The organism is Streptomyces sp. NPDC048484, from assembly GCF_040651415.1.
GTDB lineage: Bacteria > Actinomycetota > Actinomycetes > Streptomycetales > Streptomycetaceae > Streptomyces.
On the sequence record NZ_JBEZJY010000145.1, the window covers coordinates 1 to 1,490 of the forward strand.

Genomic DNA, 1,490 nt, shown 5'->3' on the forward strand with positions numbered 1-1,490 from the left:
TGTCCGCGCAGGTAAGTGCGCGGTTCTGCCCGGTCTCAAAGGCGTATTACGACCGGAAGCGCAGCGAAGGCAAAGGGCACAAGCAGGCAGTCCTCGCGCTCGCCCGTCGGCGAACCAACGTCCTGTGGGTCATGATCCGGGACAAGACGCCCTACCAAGGTGCAATTCCCCTTGCCGCAGCCGCTTGACATCGAGATTGGGAAGTTTCTTTACGCTGTGCCGGGACTGCTCCCGGTCTTACCGGCGCTCCGCAGGCCGATACCGCCAGTCCGGCGGCCGTCTTCACATTTTTTGCGGCATTGACATCCCGGTCGTGGACCGCGCCGCAGGCCGCGCACGTCCACTCCCGGATGTTGAGGGGCTTGGGCCCGTCCTTGACGCCGCAGGCGGAGCAGGTCTGGCTGGTCGGCTCGAACCGGCCGATCCTGACCAGGGTCCGCCCGTACCGCTCCGCCTTGTACTGGAGCATGTTCACGAACGACGACCATCCGGCGTCGTGCACGGACTTGGCCAGCCTGGTGCGCGCCAGCCCCGCCACCGCCAGGTCCTCCACGGCGATCCCTTGGTTCTCGGAGATCAGCCTGGTGGAGAGCTGGTGGTGGAACTCGTGACGGGCGTCGGTGACCTGGGCGTGGGCGCGGGCAACCTTGAGCCGGGCCTTGTTCCGGTTCCTGGACCCCTTCTGCTTGCGGGACAGTTCCCGCTGGGTCTTCTTCAGTTCTTCTCCGCGCGGCGCAGAAACCTCGGGGAGTCGATCTTCGTGCCGTCGGACAGGACCGCGAAGTGCCTCAGGCCCAGGTCGATGCCGATGGTGCGGTCGGTGCCGGGCATCCGCTCGGCATCCGTCTGCGGGTCGGTGTCGATGACGAAGGAGGCGAAGAACCTGCCGGCCGCGTCCTTGATGACGGTGACGGAGGAGGGCGTGGTGGGCAGGGTGCGCGACCACTTCACCTTCACCGCCCCGATCTTCGGCAGGTTCAGCCGGCCACTGTCGGTGATCTTCCAGCGGGCGTTGGCCGTGAACCGGACCGACTGACGGGTGTCCTTGCGGGACTTGAAGCGGGGCGCACCGATCCTGGGACCCTTGCGGGTGCCCTGGAGAGAGGCGAAAAAGTTGCGGTACGCGCTCTCGGCGTCGCGCAGGGACTGCTGCAGGACCACCGCGGAAACCTCACCCAGCCAGGAGCGTGCAGTGGTCTGCTTCGCCTGGGTGATCAGACGAGTGGACAGCTCGGCGGCCGTCGGGAACGCCGCGCCCGCCGTGCGGGCGTCCTCACGGGCCCGCACCGCATCGTTGAACACGACACGGGCGCACCCGAACGCCCGCGCCAACGCCCTCTGCTAGCCGAGGTCCGGGTACAACCGGAAGACGTACCTGAGCTGCATGCCGATCACACTAGGGCCTGTGTGACGTCGTGATCAGTCAGTTGCCTTCAGCAGGTCGTTGATCCAGATCATGGAGGCGCGGAGGTGGAGGCCTGCGAGGTAGC

Annotated in this window: 2 pseudogenes; one reads left to right on the forward strand and one right to left on the reverse strand. The window is 66.6% G+C overall.

The annotated features are described in order from the left end of the window. Positions 1-188 (forward strand): annotated as a pseudogene (locus tag AB0D14_RS44960) (IS110 family transposase); the annotation flags it as partial. Here AB0D14_RS44960 and AB0D14_RS44965 read toward each other — a convergent pair. After that, positions 152-1,332 (reverse strand): annotated as a pseudogene (locus tag AB0D14_RS44965) (RNA-guided endonuclease TnpB family protein). The pseudogenes AB0D14_RS44960 and AB0D14_RS44965 sit on opposite strands and share 37 nt — an antisense overlap. Positions 1,333-1,490 lie beyond the last annotated feature (158 nt).